A 20,529-nucleotide genomic window follows, 5' to 3' on the forward strand; every position below is an offset into this window, starting at 1 on the left:
GCGTAAAATACGCGTCATGGGCATTACAGAAAAACACCAGAAGACAGAAGATGCGGCTTCGACCAAAGCCTTCCTTATGAGTCTCCCTTTTGCGCCAGCCGCGAGGCTGTGACTGAACGATCGTGCTGTCGATCATCAGATACGCGATGTAATCATCCCCATGATTGGTAGGGACCGACTTTTACACATTACGCGGCCATGAGAATTTGGTCCATAGCAGCGTAAACATGTTGTTCGGCCCCGGCTGTGGAACTGCGCCGGTTCAATAAGGCTGGGAGCCGTAGCCGCGTCGCACTGGATGTGCAGTCCGATCTGTCGATCGGGGAGCAGGTGACGGTAAGGGCGACGACCTGGCTGGATCGCCAGCTTATTGCCCGCGATCCGGTCGCGCTCGACGATGCCGGTTTCGGCGCCGAGGTCAGGGATGCGCTGGTCCGTTGCCAGGCGCATCTTATCGAGCAGGGCATTGCCCGGCAGAACGGGAAGAGGACGTATTATCCACGCGGCATGCTGACCACGTTGCCGCGCCGGGAACGGGATGATCTGGTCCGCAAACTGGAACGCGAGACGGAGATGGCCCACAGCCCTGCTGTTGCGGGAGAGTATGTTACCAGAACCTATCGTCGGCGCTTTGCTCTGGCGGCTGCACCCATGGCCATGATTGATGACAGGCTTCAGTCTCAGTTCGTGCGCTGGCCCCCGTCGCGGGAAAAGCAGCGGGGCCGGCACGTCTCGGGTGTCGAGTGCGACATGTGGGGGACGGAATGTAGGAGGAAGGGGAGATTACCTCATGCTGGCAAAGTGGCCGTGTTTTGACTATCTATGACAGAAGCATGAGGTCAGGCGTCCTTTGACATAGACGCCCTGACCTGAAGTAAAAGTAAATCCTTCAGGTTTTTTCAGGAAGAATGCGACGGTGCTATTGGCAACGTCCGCTTTCTTCTCAAGAATGGTCCGGTAGCGTTATGCCGGTTTCGGACGGCTTTTACGACGCCATTGAGTCAGTTTCAGGCCATCACGGAAATTCAGACCAAGCAGCGTGATATTCGTCGCACCTGCAAGAAGTTCCAGAGCCTGCACACCATAGAATGATGCATCAAACAAACCCGATCGAGCTCTCGCGGCGAGGAACAGGGCCGACGGAATAAGGATCAGGATACCGTTCGCGGCAATGAAGGGCATGCGCCTGAGTTTTTTACCCACCAGCCCGGTGCGCTGCCCCTGTGACAGAAAGACGCCCGAACCTCCTGTTGCAGCGAGTGCCGGGACAAGCAGAAGAAATCCCCATGGGATCGTCGTCTTGACGGCGATCACAACATCCCGGGTCAGAAAAAGCTCGGAGATGACCGTAGAAAGCCAGAAGGTTGCGATGGTCAGAAGCGCCACCACTCCGGCAAGGGGATGAATCAGTCTCGGCATGATGAGAGGCTCTACCGGTTACACGCCCACACGCCGAGCGCCGATGCAGCAACGGCCAGTGCGATGCGGATATTGTGAAGACGAAGCCAGGTATCGAGTTTTCCTGATACCTGATCCAGAGGGAGGCTCCTGGAGGAGAAACCCGTATTGGCAGGCACGAACCAGCCGATTGTCAGGAAGATAACAGCGGCGATGCAGATGGCGGTACCTGTCCAGAGAAGCCGGTTGACGGGATCGGCGCGGTCAATCCAGATCATGCTCACCAGCCCGATAAGAGCTGGAAGGACGACAGGCGGAATGGCTTTCTGAATGTATCCCCCATTGTGAGCAAACCATGCCAGGAATTGCTCGGGAGGGAGGCTTTTCCAGTAATTTCCGAAAATGACCCCGATCGCAAGCATGACGCCTGCAAACATGGCGGGGCCGATAATGGCCAGCATGCGGCATAAAAGACTCATGACACGCTTCCCTGCATCAGATTGCCACGGACCAGAGGCTCAGGCTGTGCAGATACCTGCGACGCCCACCTTCTGGAACAGATGCGGTCTTGCAATGGCCGATGACGGATAGGCCTTCAGCTTCGAGCGGAACTCAGGATGCGTGAAGGCAGCGCGAAATGCCTCATTTGATTCCCAGACGGCATAGTTCAGGTATGTCGGGCTATCACCCAGGGCACGGTGCAACTGGGTCGAAATAAATCCGGGCTGGCGTTTCATGAAACCGGCATCGTCTTTCCAGACTTCAAGAAACCGCTCTTCATCCGCCGCATCAAGGGTGAACAGATTGATCAGGACAACCGGAGCCGCCTCGATCTCAAGCTGGCGCTCAATCGGGAAATTATCGTCCAGCGGCTTTAGATGAGACATTTTGGACACCATCCATGTTGATTGCATAGCGACAGTTCGCTACGTCTAAAATTATATGTCTATATGACATCATGATGTCAATAAAAATGGATGATGACAAATGCCGGAAGTTCCCGCTGATCCGAAAGGTCAGGCTTTGACGGATCTGATTCTGACGGTTTTCAGGACGAATAACCTGCTTCTGCTCTGGGGAGACCGTCTGGTTTCCTCTTTCGGTCTGACCAGCGCCCGATGGCAGATTCTGGGGGCTATCGTCCATGCAGAGCGGCCCCAGCCGGTCGCATGGCTTGCGCGCGATCTCGGAGCCAATCGCCAGAACGTGCAAAGGATTGTTAATGATCTGCATCATGAAGGGTTGGTTGTTTTTGCTCCCAATCCTCACCACAGACGGGCACATCTTGTCGTTCTTACGGAAAAGGGACGTGAGATTTATGACGCCGTAATCGAGGTGTACACACCACGTGTAAATGCCTTAGCGGAAGAAATGAATATTGATGATATTCAGGTGGCGTGTAATTTAATGAAGATATTAAAGTTTCATATCGAACGTGATTTAGATATTATTAAATTATAAACAATTTATTTGTAAATATTAATATTTTTATTGAAAATAAAAAACAAGAATTAATGAAGATGTCGCGTTCATTGTGTCCTGCACATAGTTCCATGCTGTAGCAGTCGGAGTCAGAGGGCTGCGCGGATTTTCGTGACGGGTTGAAAGGGCAGGAGAGAGTCTCCTGTCCGTCTGTCATGGAGTTTTTCTCCATGGCAACCGCTATTCCCAAGATCAGCCTGAGTTCTTCGCGCGACATTGAACGTCGCCGCTTGCTGCGACGTCTGGCGTGATGTTGCCGACACGCCGTAACGATACGGTCGTTGTTGAAGCAGTCTATCCCTTGGAGAGTGGCCACTCATGCTGATGACCATGGATGAAGGCGAACCTTATGACTTTTGGGTAGCTTTTTTAATGATTTCCCTCTCCTTCAGAAAAATCGGGTTCTCCAGACGAAGACGTTCAGTCTCGTGGGCCAGGTTTTCCTGAGGCTCGGATATTGGCCCGATCGGACGGTAATCCACTATCTATCCCAAGGTCGGCCGCAATGCGCATGCGCGACAGTCCGCTGTTTAATGCAATTTTCACAGCCTCGCGTTTGAGATCTTCCGTATGCTTCATGGTTTTGTCGGTCTCCTGATACGAGCTTAAAACGCGCAGATGACCGGTACAAAACCATTATTCTTGACAGATTTGCATTGCGATAGAATCAAGTATGCGATCATATGATCTACGTTCCGCTTGACTCAGATGCCGCGTTTTGTGCGTATGCTCATTCATGTCAGTGCGAACTTGCTCAACGTTTTTCCATAACTGGTTTGCAGTATCTTGGGTAATGCGTCGTGCTTTGCGCACATTCCCGATATCAGCTTCCAAAATGTTGGCGCGCATTGAAATATGAGCTTGGGCTGGGTCTTTGATTGATCCTCCCATTTCACCGGTTAGTGACCGCTGTTGTGCAAGGTTGCAACTTGGATAAGCATTGAACAATGTCTCTGCGTGGGCATATGCCAGTGTCAGCGGCAAGCAGGCTACGAATATAAGGAATTTCATCAGTTAATCTTCTTTCTTATGGAACAGTAAGCCCGCCCGACAGCTTGCATCGTGTCAAGGCAACCAGCAGTAATAATTCATATATCAACAGGTGCCCCCTTGGCCTGCGCTTGGGCAATCAGAAAACGGTCAAACTGCTCTTTATGAGCAATGTTCATCTCGCCTGCCATGCGGGCATGAGTAATGCTGACTGGCAGTTTAACGACGTCCTGCCCAGCAATAATAGTCTCAAAATCCTGTGCCAGCAGGGCTGCCGCAGCAGCTCAGCGATGCGGAACTTGGCTTCATGGTCGAAGCTGCGCTTAGGGCCATGATGTTGACGTCATCCGTCATCGTAGCCTTGTAATTGGCCAGGCTTGCTACTTGGAAGAAATCGTCCATTCAGGTCCCGGCTTTGCGGCAATATCTCCCTTTTCTGCGTGAGCCGACATATTCTACGAGTTGAGCTTGCTGAAGACCTCCAATGTCCCTGCGGGCGGTCTTCAGGCTTACATTCCATACAGATACAATGTCTGTAGCTCTACATCTGCTTCCTTGCTCGAGTCTTAGCAGGAACCACCGTTGCCGTTCATTAAGTTCCCAATGATCAGGGACATTTACAGGGTCGTGTTCAAGGACATGTTCAGGGTCATTTCCTCTTACAGGCACTGCCTGTCTGCCACTTGCCACCACTCCAAGCCGATAAGCTTCTCTGGCTGCAGCAAGTGAAGAACACTCTGCCGAGTATGTCGAGAGATCAGCATTGCGTCCTGCGACCAGCCCAGAAACAAATGCCCGGATAACCGGCGACGAAACAACAAGACGCAAGAAATATATCGTATCTGGGCCATGCTGCGCTGAAAGCCAGTGTTTTACACTTTTCTCACTTGCGCCTGTCTGTCGCATAAGCCTCTTGATTATACCGTGGCTGTCTTCATGCTCTTTGCGTAACAGTTCGGCAACCGTCTTGGCATAGTTTTCACGATGCCCAAGAATACCCTTCCAAAGAGGTAGTTTCCTGCCCTTTTTCGGCAACATCTTCCGATCCTTCCGACGCTAAAATAATACTGCTTCAGAATGACGGAACGGACTCATTCTCACTGCGAGGGAAGATGTCCAGACCTTCATTATTGGCCTCGGAAAAAGCAAAACGTGACGAGCTGGAGATTCTACGATGATGATCAGACAGGGCCGATGGAACGCTTTGTTCGAGCTGCCGAATACGTCCGGATGTCAACGGATCTTCAGAAATATTCGACCGAAAATCAGTCGGAAGCAATCAGGCAGTATGCCAAGGCACGCGGGATTAAGATCGTCCGCACGTATGCCGATGCCGGGAAGAGTGGTCTCAAAATTGAGGGGCGCAATGCACTCAGACAACTTATTGAAGACGTTCAGGCAGGAAACACTGATTTCACATTAGTTCTTGTTTACGATGTCAGCCGTTGGGGCCGGTTTCAGGACGCGGATGAAAGTGCTTACTACGAATATATCTGTCGTCGTGCGGGTATTGCAATCGAGTATTGCGCCGAACAGTTCGAGAATGATGGGAGTCCGATCTCAACCATCGTCAAGGGCGTTAAGCGTGCCATGGCTGGTGAATATAGCCGTGAACTTTTTACCAAAGTATTTGCAGGTCAGGGAAGGTTGATCGAGAAGGGGTATCGTCAGGGTGGGCCTGCTGGGTTTGGCTTGCGTCGAACCCTTATTGATGAGAACGGCACCATCAAGGGCATTCTTGGGCAGGGCGAACATAAGAGTATCCAGACTGACCGCGTTATCCTGACGCCCGGTCCGATCGAGGAAATCAATCTGGTCCGCACCATCTATCAGTCTTTCGTTTATCAGAAACGTAGCGAGAGCGAGATCGCCGACGACCTCAATAGACGTGGCATTTTGACAGATCGTGGACGTCTCTGGACCAGAGGAACAGTACATCAATTACTGATCAATGAGAAATATATCGGCGACAACGTATGGAATCGCCGCTCCTTCAAGCTAAAGAAGAAACGAGTTCGAAATGAACCGGAGATGTGGATCAAAGCGGAAAATGCATTCGAAGCCATCGTCGAGCGTGAGTTATTTGAATCTGCAAGAAACATCATCAATACGCGCTCTTTCCGTCTGACTGATGAAGAGATGCTGCATTCCTTGAAGGAACTCTATCACCAGAAAGGCCTATTATCGGGTATAATCATTGACGAATGTGATGACTTGCCTTCCAGCGGCGCCTATAGCGCCCGTTTTGGCAGCTTGCTCCGTGCCTATCATCTTGTCGGGTTCAAGCCGGATCGTGACTATCGCTATATCGCGATAAACCGTGAACTACGCAGACTGTATCCAAAAATCATTCGACAGATAATCACTGAATTGCGGATCAAAGGAAGTGATGTATGGCAGACTCCGGAGAATGATCGCATCGTCGTCAATGACGAATTCAGTCTTTCCGTGACAATAGCGCGCTGTATAGAAACATCCACCGGACTGCTGCGCTGGAAAATGCATTTCGATAGCTCACTCATACCCGACATTACGATCGTCGTGCGTATGGACAGCGCCAATCGTAAACCTCTGGACTATTATTTATTTCCACGCATCGACATATTTTCCGGAAAGCTCCACCTATCGGAAGAAAACAGTCTTGCTCTTGATGCCTATCGTTTCGACAATCTTGAACTCCTATATGATATCGCCACTCCTATTTCCATTGTGGAGGTCGCCTGATGTCTGTCATTCGTCCAAGCAGGATTGAAATGATCCCCATTAGCCAGATTACAGTCGTAAATCCACGCGCCCGCAACAAACGCCAGCATCGGGAAATTGTTAACAATATCGAAGCTATCGGTTTGAAACGGCCCATCACCGTAAGTCGCCGAGAGACCGCCAATGGTCCAAGATATGACCTCGTTTGCGGCGAAGGTCGGTTGGAAGCCTTTCAGATGCTCGGCCAGCCAGATATCCCAGCAGTTGTCATCAAGGCGAGCGAGAGCGAGTGTCTCGTCATGAGCTTGATTGAAAATATCGCCCGACGTACACCGCGCCCCATTGATCTCATGCGCGAGGTCGGCGCATTACGATCACGCGGTTATAGTGATACGGCAATCGGTAAAAAAATCGGTGCCGGTGCCTCCTGGGTTAATATGGCTGCTTCTCTCCTTGAACGTGGTGAGGAACGGCTTCTGACCGCAGTCGAAACCGGTCTTATTCCGATTACTCTGGCAATGGAGATTTCCCGGGCTGAAACAGAAGAAGCCCAGAACCTACTTCTTGATGCCTATGAAACGGGTAAGCTGAGGGGCAAGAAGCTGGCAGCAGTTCGGCGAATGCTCGAGATGCGCTTGCAAAGCCAACGTAAAGGTCTGCCAACAGGGCAGTTAGGACGTAAAACGAGCAGTCGTAGAATGACAGCCGCTGATCTAATGCAGGTCTATCAACGGGAGGCCGAAAAGCAGCGTCTGTTGGTCAAGAAGTCGGATTTTACTCAGACACGACTTTTGTTCATTGTTGAAGCCTTGAAGGATCTTCTGGCAAATGATGGCTTTATTAACCTGCTCAGAGCCGAGGGACTGGCGATCATGCCTCGTGGCCTAACGGTTAGAATATCGGGAAACGAGCATGACTGATGAAGTGACCACTCCAGGGCATAGCCGTATTCATATGGCTTTCGGCATGGATTTCCTCACGATTCCTGTTGCCTCAATCATTCCACTCAAGACATTGCCGCCTGATATTAGATTGAGCCGCACATATTCACAGATCTTGAACTCCATAAAAGCGATCGGACACCCGATAGAATCCCCGGCGGTTACGCCAGATACAACGAATGCTGAACGATGGTTCCTACTCGACGGTCATTTAAGAATTGAAGCCATGAAAGAACTCGGCTTCACAGAAGTCGAATGTCTTCTGGCTCCTGATGATGATACCTATACCTACAATAAACGGGTCAATCGTATACCACCGATCCAGGAACATCGGATGATCGCACGCGCCATGGAGCGCGGAGTATCATCGTCTGATATCGCTACCGCACTCAATGTTCAGGTAGAAGCGGTATTGAGGCGTTTCCGGCTACTGGACGGTATCAGTCCCGAAGCCGCGGAAATGCTGAAAGATACCCCCTGCTCAATGAAAGTATTCGATATTTTACGCCAGATGACGGCTGTACGACAGATCGAATCCGCTGATCTCATGATTGGCCAGAACAACTTCACAGTCATGTTCGCCAGAGCTTTACGGGCCGCGACGTCAGAAAATCAGCTAGTACCGAACAAAAGAGGAAAAAAAGAGGGTAGAGCGACACCATCAGGACAGCAGATTGCTCGTATGGAACGAGAACTCGCGGCACTTCAGACACAAGTAAAATCTGTCGAGGAAACCTACGGCATTGATAATCTGCATTTGACCGTGGCACGTGGCTATATCACCAAACTCCTTGCAAACAATAGGATAGTACGTTGGATGGAAACCCATCAACAGGATTACCTTTGTGAATTTCAGAAGATCGCTGAAACCGACCCGCTTGGTTCGATTGCTAAAGAAACGAACACCTGAATTAGAAAATGGGGCCCCTGACCCGATAAGCGCGGAGATCATGGGAAAATCTACACTGTGGGATGGATCAAGCATGGAGGGGGAAAGGCGGCGAACCTGCGTGATGCCTACTAGGCGCTGGCTGCATTCATGGATTCTCTTTGATTTGCAATTCTGCTTCAAGGCTGTTGATGGAGGGTAAGCCTTGAGCATACGGACATTGACAGATAAGTAATGGAGCCGGATTGAAGGCCATATTGTGGACGGTCGGCAATACAGTGCGCTGGTGGGCTGCCGGATGTATTTGGAAAATGGATTGCAGCCCGCGTCCGTTTTCAATGTTGGTGACATTCCGGGGGCTGGTAAAGGCTTTTCCATACTTTAGCTGATACCACGGACTTCGAACACACCCTGATCGACAGTAATATTTTGAAAGTTTATGCTGGTGCGACTGGTGCGACTGGTGCGACTGGTGCGACTGGTGCGCTGAATCTACCACTATCGACCGTTCATGTGGCAGGCTCACGATCCGAGCTGCACGCCTGTCGTCGATGCGATTTGCCCTAGGTCGAGGCTCTTCTGTCCGGTTTACAGGGCGTCGGCCATGTCATCGCCAATACCGCTTACGATGCAGATCCTCTACGTGCCTTCATAGCTGATGATCTCGGGGCAACCGCATAGATCAAAGCCAATCCCAGCGCCACGACCATGTCCCCAATGAGTTGAAACCTCTATAAGAAGCGCCATCAGGTCGAATATTTCTTAAATAAAATCAAATGCTTCCGAAGAATCTCCCTGCGATGCAAGAAAGCTGTCCCTGCATTTATGAGGATCGTTCACCTCGCATGCGCGATGATCTGGCGATGCTGAATGCAGGCAACACTAGGGATTTATGCAATTCATTTTGGGCTAGCTTCCAGAGGCTCAGGAGCATCCATTAATCGTAAGGAGGCGTTTGAACCATGCAGCAGGAGCGGCAATATTCGTCTGAGTTGCTGCATTTGTTCATGGGTAATATCACGAAAAATTGTGTCATTGACTGGCACTTGGATTTCAGTCAATTTTTTGAGACTGATACGGCCTTTGGCTGTAGTGTGAAGCAGAATGCGCCGACGATCATGTGGGTTGACTTCTTTTTTTACCAGTCCGGCCTCAACCAGCTTATTGACTTCGATCGTGACAAATGCGCCGCTGAGATGAATATGCTCAGCAATCTGTATGATACCGACTTCTTCGTTTTCCATATGTGCAATAGAAATCAGAATAGTATATTGCGTTCCGCTCAAACCAATATACCGCCCGAGGCGACTGCGATTTTCCTGAATCCTGGCTGAAAATGCCAGAATATTGTGCAGCATTTCACGGAAAATACGATCCGACCCGTTAACCAGAAGCTCAGGCCGCGATACTGTCAGGGGGTGGGCCTCATCAAGAGGAGCCGTCAGGAGCGGGGAGTGGTTACGTATTCGGGAGCCGGAGAGTTTTTTCGCTTTCATTCTGACTTGATAGCATGCCGTATCCCTCTGTCGATCAAAAAAGCAGGGCCAGACCCATTTTCCGAACGTGGAAAATGAAAGGGGCGCAATATCTGGATCGGGTATTTATGGCATGTTAATGCATTATCCCAATCAAGGTGTTTGGTCCCGGGCTTTGATGGTGCATTATTTTCACGCGAATGGAAGGAAGCACTATGGACCAGGTTCACCACGTGAGCGCCATAACGACAGCGGTGGTCCGTCGAGCGATGTAGCATAGTCAAGAGAACCTGAAAGTTCTGGCGAAACGCTACGGGATTAACCCGAAGACGGTCGCGAAATGGAAAAAACGATCAGATATGCTGGATCGTTCCACCGGTCTCCGCACTCCCGCATCAAGCGTTCTGTCGATTGAAGAAGAAGCCGTAATCGTGATATTTTGCCGTCATATGTTACTGCCGCTGGACTTGTGTGATGCAAGATGTTTTTGACGCTATGAATATATAAAGCATATTATTCAATATTTTTGGTACAGTAAATTATGCATTATGATGACAAGGGCAGGTTTGCTGATATCAGACAGGATGTCCATATAACGATATTTCACTATCTATAATAGTTATCTGAAAAGTCGGCACCAGCAACTCACTAAAAGTATAAATATTTTTTCAAATGCCTTTGAAAGAAATTACATTTTCAAAAATCATGGTCAATTCTGAAATTTTACTTTCCTATCAATTGGTTATCTTAAAACGGCCTGTAAGCAGCCAGATATGATATTAATACGCGGAGTGCATCTCCTTCAGCTAACTCGACCGACATACGCTCATGATACGGCTTCTAATGGATTATGCCCCATCCATTCCTCCGGAGAGATATCGGGGAATGAGTCGGCGGCATGCGCGAAAACTCCTGCGCCTCGCCATTCTTCATGATTTCCGACGATATAGAGTACACGCTTTGCCCTTGTCGCGGCGACATTGAGCAAATTGGGCGTTCCACCGGCCCATGTCCGCGATCCTGGCCGTGCGCCGCGTCCAGCCCCCAGCATGAGGATAACAGCCTCAGCTTCTTTACCCTGGAAGGTATGGACAGTGCCGACATGACGGTCAATCCAGTCCTCCCGATCAGTTGGATTCATTCCGGGGAGGATGGCTGGTGTCCGCACCAGCAATTGACGTAGACGCGTTGCTGGCACACGGAAGGGGGAAATGACATACAGGTCCGGTCCCTTGGGCTGCATCCGGCAGAGTTCGGCAATCGCAGTGGTAATAAGTTGCCCTTCTGCCTCGACCCACTTGCCACTGGAAGGTGCATCCACATCGATCCATGCACTTGGGCCAAGTTTCTCGCGGATGGCGGATTGGCCTGCGCCTGTGGCATGGACCATACGTTCAGCATATGCAATCCGGTTGGCAAGGTCGAACATCGGTTTTTCACAGCGCCGATGTACAAGCAGGGGCATGCCAGTATCCCGGCTGGTTGGGCCTCCCGGCACCGGGTTCTCGACCGGAAAACGCCCCTGGATAATGCTTGCACGATCAGCCAGAACCTGTGCCGAGACCGCAGGTGCCGCCCAGGGAGTGGGGAGCAGGCCATTGCCTTGAAAGATCAGGGCGGTTGTATGCTGCGGTGTGGTGACTACTGGTTCGATTTGCAGTGGATCGCCAATCACGACGGCCCGACGGGCGCGCCAGAGGGCACCGACCGCCTGCTGTGGAGCGGCCTGGCCTGCTTCGTCAATCAGCAACCATCCAATTGATGCTTCTCGGAAGGTCTGGAACATCCGGCCGATCGATGCAAAGGTCGATGATACGACAGGCACCAGCAGGAAAAAGTATCCCCAGTCCTGAGGGCTCGCATTTGCCGCGCCATTGACAACCGCGTTCAGTGCGCGCTTGAGGGGTTGGGCGCCAGCGGCCACAAAGGCATGATGCAGGCGAACCGCTGCGATAAACAGTTCGTCGCGTGCATGGCGAAATTGCCCGCCATTCCATGGGCTGCTTTTTTGGAACAGATCGTCTGGCTGCGACCAGAACCCAGGACCGGGGAAACAGTTTCCAAGCTCCTGTTGGCCTTTTTCCAGTTGTTGTCCAAGCCGCGCAACTTTGGCCTGCAATGTTTCCAGGCGCGCTTTCGCGTCCGCATATTGTTCAGAAAACCGCGTCTCTTCGGCTGTTGCGATGTCAAGGCGCGCCCTGGCATCATGGGTTATCCGCTGCGCTTCTTCAAGTCGTACAACCTGTTCGCGGATTCCGCTTTCATGCGTCTTCCACGCCTGAGTGCGCAACATTTTTGAGAAAAAGGAGGGTTGAACGGAAGTCAGGGCGGTGAGTTTGCCAGCTTCAAGCCCTTCAATGCGTTCGGCTTCATCCACCTGACCTTTGGCCACCATTGCTGCGTGCGATGCAGCCTCATGATCCAGCCGGAACTGTTCTTGCCTCTCGTCAGCCTGTGGGAGTTCCGTTTCCGTCTTACGCAGGGCCTCTCCCGCCTGGGACAGTGCAACCAGTTCGTTCCTCAGCCTTCGGCTATGGTCAAGGGCCTGCCGGAATGCGTCCCTGGCTTCCCGCCACTGTGCCATGGCCTGCGGATTTCTTGGCGGCGGCTCAACTTCCGCCAATTTGCCTGGCCGACGTTCCTTAAGATGTTGCGCATTCGGCCATGCTGCGCGATTCAACCAGTCGTTCAGGCCCCATTCCTCGTTCCACCAGACACGGTCGAAGAATTGCTGCCGGTTTTTTGCCCGACCCAAGCGGGCTGCAATCAGGCCCCAGGCCCGCTTTTCAGGTTCGGCGTCTTGCTTCAACCCGAGCAGATGGGTCGCAGTCCGCCCAAAATGATCGAGGCCTTCATCCCGCCAGACAGATTTGTCGAGTGCTTTCTCGCGAACGGGGAGTTCAAGGCTGATATTTTCGACCGCGGCATTGTTACTGCTGGCGACCACGATGGCAAAATCCATCAGGTCGAGATCCCCGACACCATCAGCCGGATTTTCAATATCGGCCAGTTTTTCTGCGCGTGTAATCATCACCTGTGCAACCAGGTCGCGCAGCAGGGTTGTTTTTCCCGTGCCGGGAGGGCCGTTGATGGCGGCAAGACCTTCCGTCGCCAGATCACGGGTGATGACGTTGACCGCTGCCTGTTGCAGAAGGGTCAATGGATGGAGCCCGGGGCCGGGCCAGCGGCCAAGGGGAAAAAGTTCTGGCGACAGGAGGGCAGCCAGTTGCGTGCGATCGGTCAGCGCGTCCCAAGGGGCGACAGGCGGGTTCAGGCCAAGATAGGCGGCGAGGGCGGCTGGAAGAGTATCCGCATCACGCAGGGCGCGACCAAGGTCGGGAAGGTAGAAGCTTGAGAGCAAGTCACCATTCGGAGCGTTGACTTTCTCGCTCTCGATCACGCATGGCACAGGGATCCAGAGATCGTTTGGCACAGATAACGCCCCGGCGAGTTCATCAGCAACGCCATGCAGGTCCGTCCATGTCAGGGAGCGCGGTTTGCCTTCACTGCCGCATGGGGTGAGAAGGTCGGCAAAACGCGATTGCAGGGCTTCTGATTGACCGTCCCATTCTGCCAGGCCGGCAGGGCTGCCACCATCAAGAATATGTCCAACACCCCAGGCAAAACTGGCAATGGCCAGTGTATCTGGCACCATGATCCCCCATTCGTCGAGTACAACGCTGGCGGCGATCACGTTGCCTTTTTTGGTGGATCGATCAGTTTTGTCGTCTTCATCGGGGTCGTTTTCGCCAAGGGCGGAATTCAGGCGTTCGAATGATGCGCGGGTCGGCATAGCGCCGAGAATGACATTATACCAACGTCGCTTAACACGCGGTTTTTTGGCAGTTTGCGACTCTGTGGTCTTCTTCCGATCACTCTCAACAGACGCGACCGGAGGCTCCGGGGAGGGATCTGGCAGGACAGGCCATGGTGTGGAATCGTCCGGCTGTGGTGGATGCCACAGGTCCGGGCCGTCTGCTGCCTCGGTTCTCCGGTTTTTGATGCGGCCTTCGCGATCCACGGCTATGTCGTTCCAGCCCGCCTCCCGCGTGGCTTGCGGGGTCAGGACTTCCAGCGCAATCCAGGAGCGCAGGACACGGCGGGCTGTATCTGGTGTGACGGTCATAGCTGCATCTTTGCCCTCGTAACGCAATGAAACAAGTCACAAATCGCTGTCATAGGTTATCTGATCGACAGCTTTGGGCATATTTTATACTGTTCTGGGTACAAATGAGGCAGGGGCGTTGCTATTTCTGATATTCCCAGCCGGGAAATGTGGTGACTGGGTGGGGGGATTGAAGGATGAGGGGAAATGTTCAAGTTCGCCTGCTTATGGAATTTTTACCTCCCAATCGATGTACGGGTTTCTGAAAACTCGATAGAGATCGTTGCTCCTGACAGCGTGTGCTGAGACCTGTCGGATGCGGGAAACCCTCTTGATTAGTCAGATTTTTTTGAGGATGTTTCTGTTACTTTAAGAAAATTTCCCGATATATATGTATGTTTTTACATGTTTATGTATAATGTTTTTTTTTGAAAAGAGAATAAGTGTATAAATTTTAAATATTGTAATATCAATGATGATAGGTATATTTGCGATATCATCAAAAAATAATTAATTGCGCAAAATATTTTATTGGAATTTTATGCGGATGACCGCATTATTATCGTTCCCTTTAGTGGTGTTTTAAGGGGAATATGCGTTTTTTTTCCTGAAATTGCCAGCATGAGGATATCAAATGTTCGATTTACCAATCCTTCATAGTCCTGGGCAATTGTTGTAAGGTCCGGGCTGGTAAAGCGGCTTAATGGATGATCGTCATGTCCTGCTACTTTTAATTGACAGGAAGGGCGAATGCCAACCGATATGTTATATTTATAAGCTGCGGAAAGCACCCCAAAGGCAATGCGATCATTGGCGCATAATAAAGTATTGGCGGGAAAACCATTATTTTCAAATGCCATGCAAGCGATTTCAAACCCGATTTGTTCGAAATCCCACGAAATCTTTTCTATGCTAACAATCATGGGGGGCACACCAGCTTTGTGTGCTGCCACCCGATAGGCAGCAAGGCGTTCTGTTGCATTCTGGTTTATCTTGGGCATATCAATATAGCATGGTGGTTCACCTGTTCTTATTAAATAGTCGTATAAAAGACCTATGCTCTGAAAATTATCATTTCCAACAAATGGTATATCAGTCCCAATATGGCTATCCATAAATACGAGGGATGTCTTCTCTTTAAGTGCCGTGAAAAGAGACGTATTTTTTTTGCTTCCCAAAGGGGCCACGATCGCGCCAGCCAAAGGCAGTGAACGAAGTGTTTCGATCGCTTTGCGTTCGGTATCTTCGTTTCCGTAAGAGCAAAGGATAATTGACCAGTATCCCTCTGCCGCGCATCGTTTTTCAATTTTCGATACAATCTGGGCATAGAATGGATCGGTAATAGTCGGTACCAGAATTCCAATATTTTTGGGTAATTTTCGGTTTAGATTGGTGGCAAACAGATTGGGCCTATAATCATGTTCATGTAAGGCATTTTCAATTTTTTTTCGTGTCGTGATCTTAACACTGTCTGGATCGTTAAAATACTTTGATAATGTTGGGCGAGAAATGCCTATTACTTCAGATAACTCATCCATGGTGCGGATATTTTTTGCCACTTCGACCCCAGGTTAAACTTCATAGAGCTATTTTCCTATTTTGCCTATCGGGAACATATTTGCAATCCGATAAACCGTATTTTTTCGCGCGTAAATTTTTATGTTGATGCGCGGTGTAATATCGTTAAAGAATGCGGTATCGGATTTCTTGATTCCGGTTGGGGCAACGCTGCGGAGACAGCGAGAGGAGATAAACGTGAAACAACCATGTCGATCCACGCAGACGCATGATGGCTTTCCCATCGGGAAAGCAGCATGACAAAGCGAGTGCTTGCCATTGGCGAGGTGATTGTCGAAATCATGGCGACGAGTTTAGGCAGGGGATTTAGCGAACCAATTGCATTGGTTGGTCCTTTCCCGTCGGGCGCGCCAACCATCTTCATCGATCAGGTTGCCCGGCTGGGAGTGCCTGCATCAATGGTTGGTGCTGTTGGTAATGATGATTTTGGCCTTTTGCTGCGTGAACGTCTTGCGTGTGATGGGGTTGATATCGTCGGCCTTCGATCAATTCAGCACGCAGCTACCGGCAGTGCGTTTGTGCGGTATCGCCCTGATGGAGATCGGGATTTTGTATTCAATATCCATGATAGCGCTGCTGCGCGCGTCGTGCTGGATGAAAAAACACGCTCAGTAATCGCGCAGTGTCACCATGTGCATATCATGGGCTCATCGTTGTTTTCTCCTCAGATGGTGTCCGTTATCCAGGCTGCGGTTGATGACGTGAAAAAACGCGGAGGCAGTGTCTCCTTTGACCCCAATGGTCGTAAGGAAATGCTTGATAAGCCCGGAATGCGTGATGCCTTGATGGGATTCCTTGCCCAGACTGACCTGTTTTTACCCAGTGGTGAAGAACTGACCGCATTGACACAGGCTCAGGATGAAGCGGGCGCTTTGGCTGAACTGCTGGATCTTGGCATTTCGGCAGTCGTCATCAAACGTGGCGGAGCGGGGGCGAGCTATTGCGATCGGCAGACAAGAATTGATGTGCCGGGATTGAAGGTAAACGAAATTGACCCGACGGGGGCAGGGGACTGTTTTGGGGCGACGTTCGTTGCCTGCTGGTTGACTGGCAGGATACCCGAAGAGTGTCTGCGTCTGGCAAATGCGAGTGGTGCCATGGCGGTTACCCGGCGCGGCCCAATGGAAGGGACCGCCAGCATGGTGGAACTGGAGGCCTTTCTCGCTACTCGCATGATAGAAATGAATACATGAGTTCAGAAATGTTAATGAAACTGGTCCAAGATCGGCGTGCAGGAAAGTGCTCCGGGATTGTGTCTGTATGTTCGGCACATCCTTTGGTGATCGAAGCGGCTTTCCGTCAAGGATTGATGGAAAACACGGCTGTGCTGATCGAGGCGACCTGCAATCAGGTTAATCATCGTGGCGGTTATACCGGCATGACACCTGAAAAATTCCGTATTTTTGTAGAGAAAATCGCCCGGCAAGTCAGTTTTCCGGTGGAACGGATCATAATGGGGGGAGATCACCTGGGTCCTAATCCTTGGAAGAACTTGTCAGCAGATGCGGCAATGACCGAAGCACGGGCCATGGTTGAGGCGTATGCTAAAGCTGGATTTACCAAACTCCATCTCGATACAAGTATGGGGTGCAGCGGCGAACCGATTGCCCTTTCAGATTCATTGACAGCATCCCGAGCTGCAACGCTGGCAAAAGTTGCGGAAGATGCCGTTCGTGAAAGGGGTACGGAAGCACCAGTATATGTGATAGGGACCGAAGTACCGATTCCGGGTGGCGCTCTTGAAGCAATTGACAGTCTGGAAGTCACCAAGCCAAACGCGGCAATAGCAACGCTTGATATACATCGTAGGGCCTTTGAGGCGGCCGGTCTATCAGATGCCTTTATTCGTGTTATCGCTGCTGTTGTGCAGCCTGGCGTCGAATTCGGCAATGAGAACGTCATTGTATATGATCGTGAAAAAGCACAGGCACTGAGTGCAAGTCTTGATAGCATGCCGATCCCGATTCTATTTGAGGCACATTCAACCGACTATCAGCCGGAAAAAGCCTTGGCGGCATTGGTGCAGGATGGATTTGCCATCCTGAAAGTCGGACCTGGTTTGACGTTTGCCCTGCGTGAAGCCCTGTATGGATTGGATCATATTGCCATAGAATTGCAGTTGGAGACTGATAGTACCGGTCTGCGCATGTGTATGGAAAAACTGATGCTGCGTGAGCCGGAATACTGGCAACGTTACTATCATGGATCGGATCAGGCACTTCGTATCCAAAGGCATTTCAGTTATAGTGACCGTATCCGTTATTATTGGACTCACCCTGACGCTATGGCTGCTGTTTCTCGGCTTTTCGCTGTGCTGGAAGATGTCGCGATCCCGGAGACGTTGATCAGTCAATATCTCGCACGTGTATATCCCCAAGTTATGAGTGGTCAGTTGGTCCCTGCGCCCCGGGAACTTGTTATTGCGTCAGTCCAGCAGGTATTGGCGGAATATGCAGTTGCGGTGGGATAGGCCAGATTACCATCGTAATTCATTGTCTGAGCAGATAATGGAAACTGCCTGAATGCATAGAATGCATGCATGATTTCCTAGAGAGCTATGCTTTTGTATGGAAATGCATTCAGGTTTCACTGAATTGGGATCAGGAAAAATAGATATCCAGTTCAGAATAATAAATATGCAACACGGATAAAAAAATGAAACTAAAATCAAAAGTTGCGATTGTTACTGGTGGGGCACAAGGGATTGGTGCCGCTATGGTGCGTGCCCTTGCGAGTGAGGGCGCGCGGGTCATGATTGCGGATCTTGCGCTGGAAAAAGCCAATGCCCTCGCCAGTGAACTTGGCGATGCCGCGCACGCAGTGAAGGTCAATGTCAGCGATAAAGCCTCTGTGGAGGCGATGGTGGCAGAGACCATCCGGGTTTTCGGCCGTGTGGATATCCTGATTAATAACGCCGCTGTCTTTGAACTTTTACCGATCCTTGAGATTACGGAACAAAGTTTCGATAAGCAGTTCAACGTAAATGTCAAAGGTACGCTTTTCTCAATCCAGGCTGTTGCGGCACAGATGATTGTACAGGGCCAGGGAGGAAAAATCATCAATATGGCATCGCAGGCAGGGCGTCGGGGGGAACCGCTGGTTGGAACATATTGTGCCAGCAAAGCAGCCGTTATCAGCTTGACCCAGTCTGCCGGTCTGGCCCTGATCAGCCATGGCATCAACGTTAATGGTATTGCACCAGGGGTGGTCGATACGCCCATGTGGGACGAGGTCGATGCCGGATTTGCAAAATATGAAAACCTGCCATTGGGTGAAAAGAAGCGTCAGGTAGGTCTGGCCGTGCCGGCGGGACGAATGGGACGCCCAGATGATTTTCGCGGCGTTGCGGTTTTTCTTGCCTCATCAGATTCTGATTACATCGTTGCCCAAACATTTAACGTAGATGGTGGCAACTGGATGAGCTGACTGACTGCATCGTAATCCGTCGCCGTGAAGATAACCAAGAAATAAAAATCACGGCACGATCTGGAGGTTTTAACGTGCAGGATACTTGTCCAAATGACCGTAATGCACGCATTGATCTGGCTGTAAAGGCAACACAACCAAGCCCGAATGCCGGTATCGTTCTGGCCGCTGCATCCATTGCAGCGGCCATCTGTGGTGGCCTTTATGGTTATGATACTGGGATTATTTCCGGTGCGCTTTTATCGATGACATCGGAATTCCATCTTGATCATCAGATGCAGGAGATCGTGGCTGCCGCCATTTTGGCTGGTGCTGTCATCGGTGCCTTACTGTCAAGCTGGTCATCCGAACGGTTTGGCAGAAAACATACGATTCTTGCTGTCGCCGCCCTCTTTGCGGTGGGGGCTGTGGCTTGTGGTCTTGCCCCGACGGTTGATGTGCTGATTATCACACGGATCGTATTGGGCATGGCGGTCGGAGCATCGACGCAGGTCGTGCCTATGTATATTTCCGAGTTGGCCCCACATGACCGGCGGGGCACACTTGTTACCGTCTTCAATGTTGCGATTGGTGCCGGGATCGTTTTCGCGAATATTATCGGTTTTGGGCTGCATGAAGTGTGGACATGGCGCAGCATGGTTATGGTTGCCGCCATTCCGGCCGGGATTGTTTTCACGGTTATGTTGTTCATGCCTTACAGTCCGCGCTGGATTGCCGAAAAACAAGGTTTATTCGAAGCGGCCCAGACATTGCAGAAAGTCCGGTCCAGTCATGGTGAGATTCGTCATGAACTGACCCAGATTGATGATATCGAACGCACGGTAAAATCTGACGCCATGGGGTGGCGTGGCATTACCCAGCCATGGGTACGGCCTGCTCTTGTTGCTGCATTGGGTGTGGCATTTTTTACCCAGTGTGGCGGCCTGGAAATGATGATCTACTACTCCCCGACGTTTCTGCTGAATGCGGGATTTGGCCGGAATGCCGCTCTTCTCTCCAGTGTGGGCGTGGCGCTTGTATATGCGCTGGTGACATTGGCGGGGTGTCTGCTGATTGACCGGATCGGGCGGCGACGACTGATGCTTGTCATGATTCCTGGCTCAGTCCTGAGTTTGATTGGGTTGGGTATCATGTTTGCGTTGGATACGCATGGGGGGCTGGGTGGGATTATGACAATCCTATGCCTGCTTCTTTTCATGATGTTTAATTCAGGGGGGATCCAGATTTGTGGCTGGCTTCTGGGGGCAGAGCTGTTTCCTCTTGAAATGCGAGGGCCAGCAACAGCACTTCATGCGGCGACATTGTGGGGCAGTAATCTGGTCGTAACTGGGACTGCTCTTTCCGTGGTAAATGCGGTTGGTCTCGGCGTAACGATGTGGATCTACGCCAGTATCAATTTGCTGTCTTTTATATTCGTTTTCTTTTTTGTTCCTGAAACCGCCGGGGCATCACTTGAAGATATCGAAAATGCTCTCAGGAATAAAAAATTCTCAAAAGAATTCAATATAAAACAAATTACATAGGAGTTCATATGTATAATTA

Annotated in this window: 18 protein-coding genes and 1 pseudogene; 10 read left to right on the forward strand and 9 right to left on the reverse strand. The window is 50.9% G+C overall.

Annotated features, from left to right (window positions below; translation table 11 throughout):
* The first annotated feature begins 246 nt into the window (after nucleotides 1–246).
* Entirely contained in the window at nucleotides 247–816 is a 570-nt protein-coding gene (locus tag B7G66_RS11785) for a DUF3363 domain-containing protein (protein WP_003619533.1), read from the forward strand.
* A gap of 147 nt (nucleotides 817–963) precedes the next feature.
* Here B7G66_RS11785 and B7G66_RS11790 read toward each other — a convergent pair whose 3' ends face one another.
* The 3 genes from B7G66_RS11790 to B7G66_RS11800 are packed head-to-tail and all read right to left on the reverse strand — an operon-like array spanning nucleotide 964 to nucleotide 2,297.
* The gene (locus B7G66_RS11790; protein ID WP_040510711.1) at nucleotides 964–1,419 is read right to left on the reverse strand and encodes a hypothetical protein; all 456 of its coding nucleotides are present in this window, start codon (nucleotides 1,417–1,419) and stop codon (nucleotides 964–966) included.
* 11 nt (nucleotides 1,420–1,430) lie between these two features.
* The gene (locus B7G66_RS11795) at nucleotides 1,431–1,877 is read right to left on the reverse strand and encodes a DUF1772 domain-containing protein (protein WP_040510714.1); all 447 of its coding nucleotides are present in this window, start codon (nucleotides 1,875–1,877) and stop codon (nucleotides 1,431–1,433) included.
* A 39-nt stretch (nucleotides 1,878–1,916) separates the two neighbouring features.
* Nucleotides 1,917–2,297 (reverse strand): antibiotic biosynthesis monooxygenase family protein, encoded by a 381-nt coding sequence (locus B7G66_RS11800; protein WP_231106259.1) that lies wholly within the window; start codon nucleotides 2,295–2,297, stop codon nucleotides 1,917–1,919.
* Between the two features lie 88 nt (nucleotides 2,298–2,385).
* Here B7G66_RS11800 and B7G66_RS11805 point away from each other — a divergent pair, with 88 nt between their 5' ends.
* Nucleotides 2,386–2,859 (forward strand): MarR family winged helix-turn-helix transcriptional regulator, encoded by a 474-nt coding sequence (locus B7G66_RS11805; protein ID WP_003619542.1) that lies wholly within the window; start codon nucleotides 2,386–2,388, stop codon nucleotides 2,857–2,859.
* Nucleotides 2,860–3,300: 441 nt separating this feature from the next.
* Here B7G66_RS11805 and B7G66_RS17875 read toward each other — a convergent pair whose 3' ends face one another.
* The 3 genes from B7G66_RS17875 to B7G66_RS11820 all read right to left on the reverse strand — a co-directional run bounded on the left by B7G66_RS17875 (nucleotide 3,301) and on the right by B7G66_RS11820 (nucleotide 4,908).
* Nucleotides 3,301–3,459 (reverse strand): hypothetical protein, encoded by a 159-nt coding sequence (locus B7G66_RS17875; protein WP_155116147.1) that lies wholly within the window; start codon nucleotides 3,457–3,459, stop codon nucleotides 3,301–3,303.
* A 57-nt stretch (nucleotides 3,460–3,516) separates the two neighbouring features.
* Nucleotides 3,517–3,891 carry a hypothetical protein gene (locus B7G66_RS17430; RefSeq protein ID WP_141312975.1) on the reverse strand — a complete coding sequence of 125 codons (375 nt, stop codon included), beginning with the start codon at nucleotides 3,889–3,891 and terminating at the stop codon, nucleotides 3,517–3,519.
* 381 nt (nucleotides 3,892–4,272) lie between these two features.
* On the reverse strand, nucleotides 4,273–4,908 hold the full coding sequence (locus B7G66_RS11820; RefSeq protein ID WP_075632028.1) for a hypothetical protein: 636 nt from the start codon (nucleotides 4,906–4,908) through the stop codon (nucleotides 4,273–4,275).
* A 114-nt stretch (nucleotides 4,909–5,022) separates the two neighbouring features.
* Here B7G66_RS11820 and B7G66_RS11825 point away from each other — a divergent pair, with 114 nt between their 5' ends.
* The 3 genes from B7G66_RS11825 to B7G66_RS11835 are packed head-to-tail and all read left to right on the forward strand — an operon-like array spanning nucleotide 5,023 to nucleotide 8,424.
* Nucleotides 5,023–6,594, forward strand: a complete 1,572-nt coding sequence (locus B7G66_RS11825) for a recombinase family protein (protein ID WP_423360612.1) — start codon at nucleotides 5,023–5,025, stop codon at nucleotides 6,592–6,594.
* Nucleotides 6,594–7,493 (forward strand): plasmid partitioning protein RepB C-terminal domain-containing protein, encoded by a 900-nt coding sequence (locus B7G66_RS11830; protein WP_040510717.1) that lies wholly within the window; start codon nucleotides 6,594–6,596, stop codon nucleotides 7,491–7,493. The genes B7G66_RS11825 and B7G66_RS11830 overlap by 1 nt, the downstream gene beginning before the upstream one ends.
* A complete protein-coding gene (locus B7G66_RS11835; RefSeq protein WP_040510719.1) occupies nucleotides 7,486–8,424 on the forward strand; it encodes a plasmid partitioning protein RepB C-terminal domain-containing protein in 939 nt (312 codons plus the stop codon). The genes B7G66_RS11830 and B7G66_RS11835 overlap by 8 nt, the downstream gene beginning before the upstream one ends.
* Before the next feature lie 878 nt (nucleotides 8,425–9,302).
* On the opposite strand, the gene B7G66_RS11845 is transcribed toward B7G66_RS11835, so the two are convergent.
* Nucleotides 9,303–9,899: a MarR family winged helix-turn-helix transcriptional regulator gene (locus B7G66_RS11845; protein ID WP_003619554.1), complete on the reverse strand. Its 597-nt coding sequence runs from the start codon at nucleotides 9,897–9,899 to the stop codon at nucleotides 9,303–9,305.
* Between the two features lie 194 nt (nucleotides 9,900–10,093).
* On the opposite strand from B7G66_RS11845, the pseudogene B7G66_RS18770 reads away from it, so the two are divergent.
* Nucleotides 10,094–10,351, forward strand: a pseudogene (locus B7G66_RS18770) (IS481 family transposase); the annotation flags it as partial.
* A gap of 353 nt (nucleotides 10,352–10,704) precedes the next feature.
* On the opposite strand, the gene B7G66_RS11850 reads toward B7G66_RS18770, so the two are convergent.
* Both B7G66_RS11850 and B7G66_RS11855 read right to left on the reverse strand, forming a co-directional pair.
* On the reverse strand, nucleotides 10,705–14,004 hold the full coding sequence (locus B7G66_RS11850; RefSeq protein ID WP_080545437.1) for a DEAD/DEAH box helicase: 3,300 nt from the start codon (nucleotides 14,002–14,004) through the stop codon (nucleotides 10,705–10,707).
* Nucleotides 14,005–14,522: 518 nt separating this feature from the next.
* A complete protein-coding gene (locus B7G66_RS11855; RefSeq protein ID WP_003619557.1) occupies nucleotides 14,523–15,542 on the reverse strand; it encodes a LacI family DNA-binding transcriptional regulator in 1,020 nt (339 codons plus the stop codon).
* Nucleotides 15,543–15,797: 255 nt separating this feature from the next.
* On the opposite strand from B7G66_RS11855, the gene B7G66_RS11860 reads away from it, so the two are divergent.
* From B7G66_RS11860 to B7G66_RS11875, 4 genes are all read left to right on the forward strand, one after another.
* Nucleotides 15,798–16,754: a tagatose kinase gene (locus tag B7G66_RS11860; protein WP_040510736.1), complete on the forward strand. Its 957-nt coding sequence runs from the start codon at nucleotides 15,798–15,800 to the stop codon at nucleotides 16,752–16,754.
* Nucleotides 16,751–18,031 (forward strand): D-tagatose-bisphosphate aldolase, class II, non-catalytic subunit, encoded by a 1,281-nt coding sequence (locus B7G66_RS11865; protein ID WP_003619561.1) that lies wholly within the window; start codon nucleotides 16,751–16,753, stop codon nucleotides 18,029–18,031. The genes B7G66_RS11860 and B7G66_RS11865 overlap by 4 nt, the downstream gene beginning before the upstream one ends.
* Before the next feature lie 185 nt (nucleotides 18,032–18,216).
* Nucleotides 18,217–18,987, forward strand: a complete 771-nt coding sequence (locus B7G66_RS11870; RefSeq protein ID WP_040510738.1) for an L-iditol 2-dehydrogenase — start codon at nucleotides 18,217–18,219, stop codon at nucleotides 18,985–18,987.
* 74 nt (nucleotides 18,988–19,061) lie between these two features.
* Nucleotides 19,062–20,510 carry a sugar porter family MFS transporter gene (locus tag B7G66_RS11875; protein WP_003619565.1) on the forward strand — a complete coding sequence of 483 codons (1,449 nt, stop codon included), beginning with the start codon at nucleotides 19,062–19,064 and terminating at the stop codon, nucleotides 20,508–20,510.
* Nucleotides 20,511–20,529: the final 19 nt, after the last annotated feature.

The organism is Novacetimonas hansenii JCM 7643 (assembly GCF_000964405.1).
Classification (GTDB): Bacteria; Pseudomonadota; Alphaproteobacteria; order Acetobacterales; family Acetobacteraceae; genus Novacetimonas; species Novacetimonas hansenii.

Bases quoted from the DNA above. Each gene is read 5' to 3' on its own strand.
- B7G66_RS11865 (WP_003619561.1), top strand. From the start codon at position 16,751: ATGAGTTCAGAAATGTTAATGAAACTGGTCCAAGATCGGCGTGCAGGA.
- B7G66_RS11845 (WP_003619554.1), bottom strand. From the start codon at position 9,899: ATGAAAGCGAAAAAACTCTCCGGCTCCCGAATACGTAACCACTCCCCG.
- B7G66_RS11850 (WP_080545437.1), bottom strand. From the start codon at position 14,004: ATGACCGTCACACCAGATACAGCCCGCCGTGTCCTGCGCTCCTGGATT.
- B7G66_RS11795 (WP_040510714.1), bottom strand. From the start codon at position 1,877: ATGAGTCTTTTATGCCGCATGCTGGCCATTATCGGCCCCGCCATGTTT.
- B7G66_RS11835 (WP_040510719.1), top strand. From the start codon at position 7,486: ATGACTGATGAAGTGACCACTCCAGGGCATAGCCGTATTCATATGGCT.
- B7G66_RS11870 (WP_040510738.1), top strand. From the start codon at position 18,217: ATGAAACTAAAATCAAAAGTTGCGATTGTTACTGGTGGGGCACAAGGG.
- B7G66_RS11800 (WP_231106259.1), bottom strand. From the start codon at position 2,297: ATGGTGTCCAAAATGTCTCATCTAAAGCCGCTGGACGATAATTTCCCG.
- B7G66_RS17430 (WP_141312975.1), bottom strand. From the start codon at position 3,891: ATGAAATTCCTTATATTCGTAGCCTGCTTGCCGCTGACACTGGCATAT.
- B7G66_RS11790 (WP_040510711.1), bottom strand. From the start codon at position 1,419: ATGCCGAGACTGATTCATCCCCTTGCCGGAGTGGTGGCGCTTCTGACC.
- B7G66_RS11805 (WP_003619542.1), top strand. From the start codon at position 2,386: ATGCCGGAAGTTCCCGCTGATCCGAAAGGTCAGGCTTTGACGGATCTG.
- B7G66_RS11830 (WP_040510717.1), top strand. From the start codon at position 6,594: ATGTCTGTCATTCGTCCAAGCAGGATTGAAATGATCCCCATTAGCCAG.
- B7G66_RS11820 (WP_075632028.1), bottom strand. From the start codon at position 4,908: ATGTTGCCGAAAAAGGGCAGGAAACTACCTCTTTGGAAGGGTATTCTT.
- B7G66_RS11860 (WP_040510736.1), top strand. From the start codon at position 15,798: ATGACAAAGCGAGTGCTTGCCATTGGCGAGGTGATTGTCGAAATCATG.
- B7G66_RS17875 (WP_155116147.1), bottom strand. From the start codon at position 3,459: ATGAAGCATACGGAAGATCTCAAACGCGAGGCTGTGAAAATTGCATTA.